The 7812-nt window shown below is 33.9% G+C and carries 6 protein-coding genes and 1 pseudogene; 1 reads left to right on the plus strand and 6 read right to left on the minus strand.

The window, feature by feature from the left end; translation table 11 throughout:
• The first annotated feature begins 29 nt into the window (after positions 1–29).
• Positions 30–956, plus strand: a complete 927-nt coding sequence (locus FJR08_RS10130; RefSeq protein WP_168633080.1) for a hypothetical protein — start codon at positions 30–32, stop codon at positions 954–956.
• Positions 957–1038: 82 nt separating this feature from the next.
• Here the strand turns inward: FJR08_RS10130 and FJR08_RS10135 are convergent, their stop codons facing one another.
• The 6 genes and pseudogenes from FJR08_RS10135 to FJR08_RS10160 form a co-directional block, all read right to left on the minus strand.
• On the minus strand, positions 1039–2430 hold the full coding sequence (locus FJR08_RS10135; protein ID WP_168633081.1) for a vWA domain-containing protein: 1392 nt from the start codon (positions 2428–2430) through the stop codon (positions 1039–1041).
• Positions 2372–3478, minus strand: coding sequence for a hypothetical protein (locus FJR08_RS10140; RefSeq protein WP_168633082.1), 1107 nt, complete (start codon positions 3476–3478; stop codon positions 2372–2374). Before FJR08_RS10140 ends, FJR08_RS10135 begins: the two co-directional genes overlap by 59 nt.
• A gap of 29 nt (positions 3479–3507) precedes the next feature.
• Positions 3508–5799, minus strand: coding sequence for a hypothetical protein (locus FJR08_RS10145; protein ID WP_168633083.1), 2292 nt, complete (start codon positions 5797–5799; stop codon positions 3508–3510).
• Between the two features lie 12 nt (positions 5800–5811).
• Positions 5812–6723: a hypothetical protein gene (locus FJR08_RS10150; protein WP_168633084.1), complete on the minus strand. Its 912-nt coding sequence runs from the start codon at positions 6721–6723 to the stop codon at positions 5812–5814.
• Positions 6707–7612 (minus strand): hypothetical protein, encoded by a 906-nt coding sequence (locus FJR08_RS10155; RefSeq protein ID WP_168633085.1) that lies wholly within the window; start codon positions 7610–7612, stop codon positions 6707–6709. Before FJR08_RS10155 ends, FJR08_RS10150 begins: the two co-directional genes overlap by 17 nt.
• Before the next feature lie 13 nt (positions 7613–7625).
• Positions 7626–7812: pseudogene (locus tag FJR08_RS10160) on the minus strand (hypothetical protein); the annotation flags it as partial.

Below are 7812 nucleotides of genomic sequence, written 5' to 3' on the forward strand. Positions count from 1 at the left end.
AAAACACTATTATTAATTATGGATTTTGTATGACGAGAGAAGCTCATGACCAATTTGCGAAAGAATATCTAGAGGAATTATTAAAACCTTTAGGTCAAGTAGATATTGGTAAAGACGTAAAAAGCGAAGTTAGAGAAATAGATATTTGGTTTGTTCCCAATCAATCAAAACCTGTAACTTCCGATTTAGGATTATTAGCAAAAATGGCAGTTACAAGCTGTCTATTTGAACCTTTTCGTAATCCTCCCAATGAAATGACAATTAGAAGTTGTATGTCAAAATTATACAGCCTTCATGAAGAATTGTTTCGACAAGCAAAAAGAGAAAATCGGCGGCTAATGGAAACCGAGTTCCCTGTTTTATGGATTTTAACACCAACCTGCTCAAAAAATAAACTAGATGGATTTAGAGCTACACTCAAAGATAATTGGGAAACAGGAGTTTATTTTCTAGGAGAATCGCATAAAACCGCAATTGTAGCAATTAACCAATTACCCAAAAATCAGGATACACTATGGTTAAGGGTGTTAGGTAATGGGGAAACCCAAAAACAAGCAGTACAAGAACTGATCACAGTTTCCACAGAAAACCAGTGTAATTATCTACTGGAAATTTTAGCATCTTGGCGTAAAAATATAGAGATTAACACTAATATCAACGATGAAGATAGGGAGTTGATTATGACTTTATCACCAGCATATCTCAAACAACGCGAGGAATGGCGAGAAGAAGGAATACAAACGGGAATACAAACGGGACTACAAACGGGAAGACAAGAAGAATTGCGGTTAATAGTAGGAAGTTTACTAACAGCACGTTTTGGTAATTTAGATGAGGAATTATTAGCTGTTGTTACTTCTATTATGGAACTTTCTCTCACAGAAAGAACTGATTTATTTCTCAACTTATCTCAGTTGTCCCGTGAGCAATTATTAGCTAAATTCCCCATTAATTAACCCATTTTCGTAGGTTGTTCACATCCTTCAGATCCCCGACTTCTCTAAGAAGTCGGGGATCTTGTTGTTTTGCTTGATTCTACTAAATCCAACGGTCAGCTTCAGTTTTAAGTTGTTGACTCCAACGTTTAAACCAGAGGATACCACCTCCTGAAATACCTAAAGTTAATATTAATATAAATAACCTATCTGGGAACAAAGGTAATTTATAAAAAGATATATTGGGCATTCTGATCTTAACAGGTTCAGCATTAATATTTAGTTCTCGATTCGAGGAATTAACACTAACTTGCACTTGATATTCTTCTGCTGGTGCTGCATTTGGTTGAATATATTGTAATTCATATTCTCGTAATGCTTTAAAAAAGGTTTCTAAACTATTGACGGCTTCATTTACATCTTGCGGAAATTTACTAATACCTCCGGTTAATTCAGCAATTTGTTTTAATCTTGGTTGATCAACAATATAGTTGAATATGTCCCCAGAGGGAAGTTTACACGATTGAATTAAATCAACTGCTTCTTTTTTCTCTAACCAACTATTAGGAATATTGCAGTTATTAGCACGATTTCTTAACTGTCTTAAAGACTCTCCATAACCTAAAGTGTAAACTCTGACTGTCGGATATTTTTTAAAGACTTTTTCTAAATTAGCAAATTGTTGATCTTCTGTTTTACGTTTACTGTTGTGATAACCATCAGATAATAACATTACCGCTAATTTAGGCGGAATTTGTGGTTCATCTTTTCTCAAATCGTTACTACTATTTGCTTGTCTTGTCAACTCTTCGGAGTTATCACCTAAATATTTGACTGCTTCTTTCAAAGGATTATATAAATTAGTACCTGCGTTAGTGGGAGAAGATCCTAAATCAGCGACTCTTTTATCTAAATCTGGTGAATTTGCTGGAAGGAAATTTTTAGCAATAATTTCTTGGTTAACCTCATAATTATCTTTAGCAATTTGTGATTCTCCAAATGGTACTAAGGAAATATGTACAGGTAAATTTTTCTCGCGGACTAATTTAATAAATCCTTGAATAGCCAGAATAGCACCATCTATTTTTTTGACTCCACTAGCATCTTTTTTTCTCATGCTTCCACTCATATCTAAAAGAATGACGACATAAGCAGGATCTGATGTTAATTGTTCTCCCGGTGGAATTAATCTAAATTTTGTCACTTCTGCGAACTTGAGATTAATAGGAGTATCTTGACTTTTGGCGATAATTCTGGCAGTTTGTAATTTGAATTCAGATTTTTGTAATCCCTCAATAGGAATATTGTTATCATTAACAACTTTAACTTTTAATGTAACAATATCAGCATCCGTAGGACGGGGAGATACTTCAATTTTGGAATTAGCAAAAACAGGTAATGGTAAAAAGCCTAATAAAAGAGTAACAATTCCTAATTTAAGCTTGGGGGTCGAGTAAGCGATTATAGAAAATGAATCTGTAGAATTTTTCTTCATTGTTTTCATGATAAAGTGTCAAAATTTGATTATGTTTGAGAGTGGTAGTTTTATTTTTTGGTAAAAATCTTTGTTGAATTTTTACAGATTCTTCCGCTAAACAACGAATAATCACAGTCCCAGAATTTACCTGTAAAGATGCACATTCTTCTGGTAAATGGGGGATGTAAATATCTGCTGTATCACCAGAACCAATAATTATAAGTTTCTTGGTTTTTGCTGGTAATTGAATTGAAACTCCTTCTTCAATATGTTTGTAATCATTATCAGGAATATACTTGAGCGATTGATTATTTAATGTTGGTCGGAGTAGTTGTGTAGGAGCATTACTATCAACTTGTAATTGAGTAGTTGCTGAAGATTTTCTAGTGCGTTTTTTTGTGGCTTCAAATCCTGTTCCTGCTCTCAATGCTACTTGATAACTGGGTTTGGCTGCAAAACATAAAGATAAACCTAATAAACCACCAAATAAGAAGAAACCAACGGGTTCTTGATATTGACCTAATGCTGTATTTACAGCTTCGCAAAAACTAGCTGCTAATAGTCCTGAACCAGCACCGAAACCTGTACTTTGAAGAATACGTTGTTTGACTCTATCTCCTGTTCCTTCAATACTTCGCCAACTCCAACTAATACTTTCAGCTAAACCAGCAAAAGCACCGATAATGATCCAAGAAATGATTCTGACTAACCCACCTGGCCAGTTACTTTGTAATAGTATCCAGTTGAAAATACCGAGAAATAAACCTATCGATGAACCGACAATAAACACTTTTTTAAAAAATGTCCGAGTCAGGAATCGCCAATTAGTTTTATAGCGAGTGGGGTTACTGATAAAAGTTTCTGCTATGATCATGCCACTTGTAATACAGGGAGTGACAATTATTAATAAGATTATGTAGGGAGGAATGCTAAATTCTTTGGGTACAAATAGCATCAAGAAAGTGCCTATTTCTTGCCATAATATTTGACTGATACTCCAGCCTAGTAGGGCGGAAACTATGCCGCATAAGGCGTAAAAACTGGCTCTAATTTGGAGGTTATTCATGGGTTGTATATAAGAGTAAATATTTATATTCAAGGAGTTTGTTTGGAGTTATTAACTGATGATCTTTTTGGTTTTAGAGATTTCTGTATTATATCTTTTATACAGTTATCTAAATTATCTCGACCGTTAGAATTATCTTTAATAGGGTTATCATTTTGACACTTCTGTATTTTAAATTTTCGATCTTGGAATTGGTTTTCATCTTTGCTACTTAGATAATATTTTCTTAAATTTTCAGCAATGGCGGTCGAAAATAGTTTATAGTTGTCGCGTAATTCTACCTCTAATTTGTCTTTATCAGTTTTATTACAAGCTTTAAATACTTCTAAATTACTAAGTACATCCGTTGAACATCCACTTGAAGTGTTAGTTGTAGAAGGAGTGGTAGAATTAGCAGAAGGATTTTCTAAATTATTGACTGGAGAATTATTTTCTTTTTCGTTCTTCCGTATATTCTGTATATGTGACTGATCTTGATTATTGTTATTAGGAGGAGGATTTCTACTAATTATTAGTATGATTATTGCTGTAACAAATACAACGACAATTACTAAGAAAATCCCAAACAAAATAAACCAGATTCTGTTATTTATTTCCCTGCGTCTTTTAGGTCTTTTCGGTGTTGTCGTTTTTCCTGGTAACTTCTGTTTCTTTTGAGATCGGTTATTTTCAGATTTGTTATCTATGGCTTCACTGTTTTTATGTTCATTATTGCTATTAGATTTATCTTGAGATGATAGTTGTATATTCTGAATTTTTCGATATATTTCATTATCTATTAAATGGAGTATGTCTTGTGGAATAAACCTATAGCTAATATAACAGAAAGTCCCAGCTAAAGGATAGTGATTTATCTTAATAAAAGTAGATACTAATTTTTCATATTGTTTTCTTTCTGCTAAAGTAATATTTTTCGGTTCTTGTAAAATAGTTAGAATTTTTTGACGAAAAGTCTCCAGAGATTCTTCAACTATTATTTCTTCTTCAGAGAAAATTCTTTTTTCAACCAGTTCTGCATAAGTTAAAAAAGTTTTAGACCATATACTTTGCGATTGAGTTAATAAAAATTCAATTTGATTACTTCCATTGTGATCAGCCATTAAATGATTTAGTAGATATGAAATACCCGTATATATAGAAAAAACTAATCTGTTAATTATCTGTTCATTTTGATACTTATAACTAGCATTTAATAATTGAGCGTGAAATTCAATAGCAATACTGTTACTAGTAGATTTTCCTGACGAATTACCGAAATTAGTTGAATTTAATATTTCTATCAAAAATGAACTCTTTTCTTTTGGTAAAAGCAGATATATTTCGGCTTTATAGATTAAAGTAAATTTGTCATGAATTGCTTGTAAAGTAGTTTTATCTATAAAATCAGACCAGTTTTCATTTGGGTACTTTGCTAAATATTCAAATAATTCTTCAGTTTTTTTAGAGTCTAATTCATCTGTATCAGCAAATATTCTTGCTATATCTTTCAAACATTTTTTAATCTTTTGAACTGGGACTGTTTGAGTAGTATTTTCTTTCGTAGGTGTACTAACAGAAGTATTAGAATTATCTTTTTGTGGTGATGGTAACGGCTGTTTACTAATATTTTTAGGTATATCCTCTTGAGTAGCGTAAAAAATAGCTAAAAATCTTTCTGGATATGCTATTTTGTGAACATTCCAAGCCCAAGCATTAAGACGAGTGGCACGATCACTAAAACATAACGCCAGATAATGTAATTTTGTGTATTCTGGATATCGCTTCCTCCAAAGTTCTTTTGTAACTACAACTGTATAAGGAATTTTATTTTCTTCTACTACTATTCTCTTAATGTTTTGTAACTGATCTTCTTCAAAAATTAGTTTTTTATATTGTTCATGAACACGGAAGATTTGGGGTGATTGTGATAATTGTTTATCCAATTCAGCCATATCAAACTTAGGCTGATTTTGATTGAGCCACCAATAAATTAAAGTCCCAATACCATCAACATCTGGAGATGACTTATCTAACCAAAAATATTTATAGCCAATAGTAGGACGACCACCATCATCTAACTGTCTATTCGCAACTGCTAAAACTGAATATTTATCATCTATTTCTCTGGCAATGAGGGCAAAATCACCCGTTTCTGGTGGATAATTATCATTCAATTTAAAATAATCATTAATTACTGCTTCACGAATTTCTGGGGGAACTTCATGACTCGCACGAGCGATTTTCTCAAAAGCATAACCACCAGATACATAACATCCATATACTTCTGAATAACGGACATTATCAAATGCTCTACAAAATTGATAAATTTGAACAACTGACATAATTATTTTCTCCTATATATCTCTTAATTGATTATCTTCCTTACCCGTTGCTAACCAATACAAAGGCGCAACTAAACCTAAAGGCCGCCATACTCCTGGTTTATCAATTACTCCATAAGTTCCCCCACTATCTCGATTTTTTTTCTTAAAGTTGGGTCTGGGTGGTGTTCCTTTTGTGCCAAAGGTAGAAGCAAAAAAGTAATTTGTAGAACATCCCCATAGTTTACTCCATTTCTTTACTGTAGTTTTAAGACTGGGAAATTTCAAGCCCATAAAAGTGTCTATATCTTGCCAATAACCGGAAGCGGGAGGTTGTTCACATTTGGTAAATACTACTGCAATTCGATAGTTTTGTAATCCTCCATTATTAATAGTTAAGCGCTCATTTAATTCTCTTTGCAGGTTTTCTAAAGCTTGAGCATATTCTTGATCAGATGTCCTGGTAGCAGTGCTATCAATCAGTATCAATAAACCTGAAGCAGTGGCACAATCATCTAAATAACTAACTAAATGTGCGCTAGGATTAGCAAGATTTCGTAATTCTTTAATCAGTTCTCCAGAGTATTCTCGACAGGATACTCGTAATCTAATCGGTTGATTTCTTAAAGCTGGTAGAGGATGATTAATAAACTTAGCTTTTAAGGTAATTAGTAAGGAGTATGTCGGTAAATCCTCAGCTTCTCCACTGCCATAATCTGTACCTGCTAACTCTCTACCATCTTCTAAGATGTCCTTAGCTATATTAATTAATTCCCCAGCTTCGTCGTTATAGGGGTCAACAGCCACAATAGGACTGTCTTTTTTAGCATTTGGCCAACGAGCTAGGGCAGCCATAAACGCTGTTTTTCCAGAACGACGTGGACCAATAACCCGAAAATCCTGGTTTCCACCTATATCCAGGGGAAGATTAGAGGCGTTCGTCATGAAATACCCTCCCTGTGCTTAACCAATACAGTGGGGAAATTAATCCGAAGGGTTTCCAAGCTTCCACGTCTCGTAAATAGGCCCTAAATTCCGCAGAACTGCCATCATCAGATATATAACGATTAGGACGGGGATCATGTTGTCCAGAGCTATCCCCCATAACACCGAAGGAAGAACAAGCGAAAAATCGTAATCTGGAAGGTGGTAATTTTTCTTTCAAAACTCTATAAGTTTCCTTTAAACGAACTCTAAATAAATCTTCTTCCGCATCTAAACGACAAGGCCAAAGTTCTCCTCGTTCACATTTACTGATAACTACAGCAACTCTCAATTTACTTAAAGTTTCATTCACATTAGCCTGTTCGGATAATTCTGTTAATAGCCTATTCACAGCAGGTGCATAAAGTTTTGTGTCATTACTTGTATCCCAATCTGTGAGCATAATCATCCAACTTTTGGCCGTTAACCAATCTTCTACATATTCTTGAAATTCAGATGCTCTGTGAGGAATAGCTCCACATTCAAATGTTTCTCCAGCGTAATCTTTGACGTTTAATCCTAATGTTATTCCTGGTGAATTTTTAGTAGTGGGGATTTGAATTTCAAAAGAAAAATATGGTTCATCACCATATTCAATATCATTGCCCGCAAAAACTGCCCCTTTTTCTAGAATATTTTTAGCTGCCCCAATCAGTTCTTCAGCATCATCAGAAGTAGGTGTAATTTTCAAACCAGGAAATTGTTTTTTCAACTCCTTTGGAAGCCGCAATAATGAAGCTAAATAAGTGGTTTTACCGGATTTTCGAGAGCCAATGATTCTAATATCATTGCCAATTGATTGTTGTTTTTTCAGAATTGTACGTTTAGTCTGGTAATTTTTGGCAAGCATAAGATTTTAGGGGTTAATTATAAATAAGATAAGGAGCAAGATACAGCCAAGGTAATTCAAGTAATTCTTGATTTTCGGTAGTAGTAATAAAGAAGTTAGTCCGAGAACCAATTTCTGTTCCTTTGTATTTACGAATGACCTGATTCGCAACTCCAAAATATGACTCAACAACGTGATCACTATAATCATACCAAGGGGCA

Origin of the sequence: Dolichospermum sp. UHCC 0260 (assembly GCF_009711985.1) — a bacterium.
In the GTDB taxonomy this organism is placed as follows: domain Bacteria; phylum Cyanobacteriota; class Cyanobacteriia; order Cyanobacteriales; family Nostocaceae; genus Dolichospermum; species Dolichospermum lemmermannii.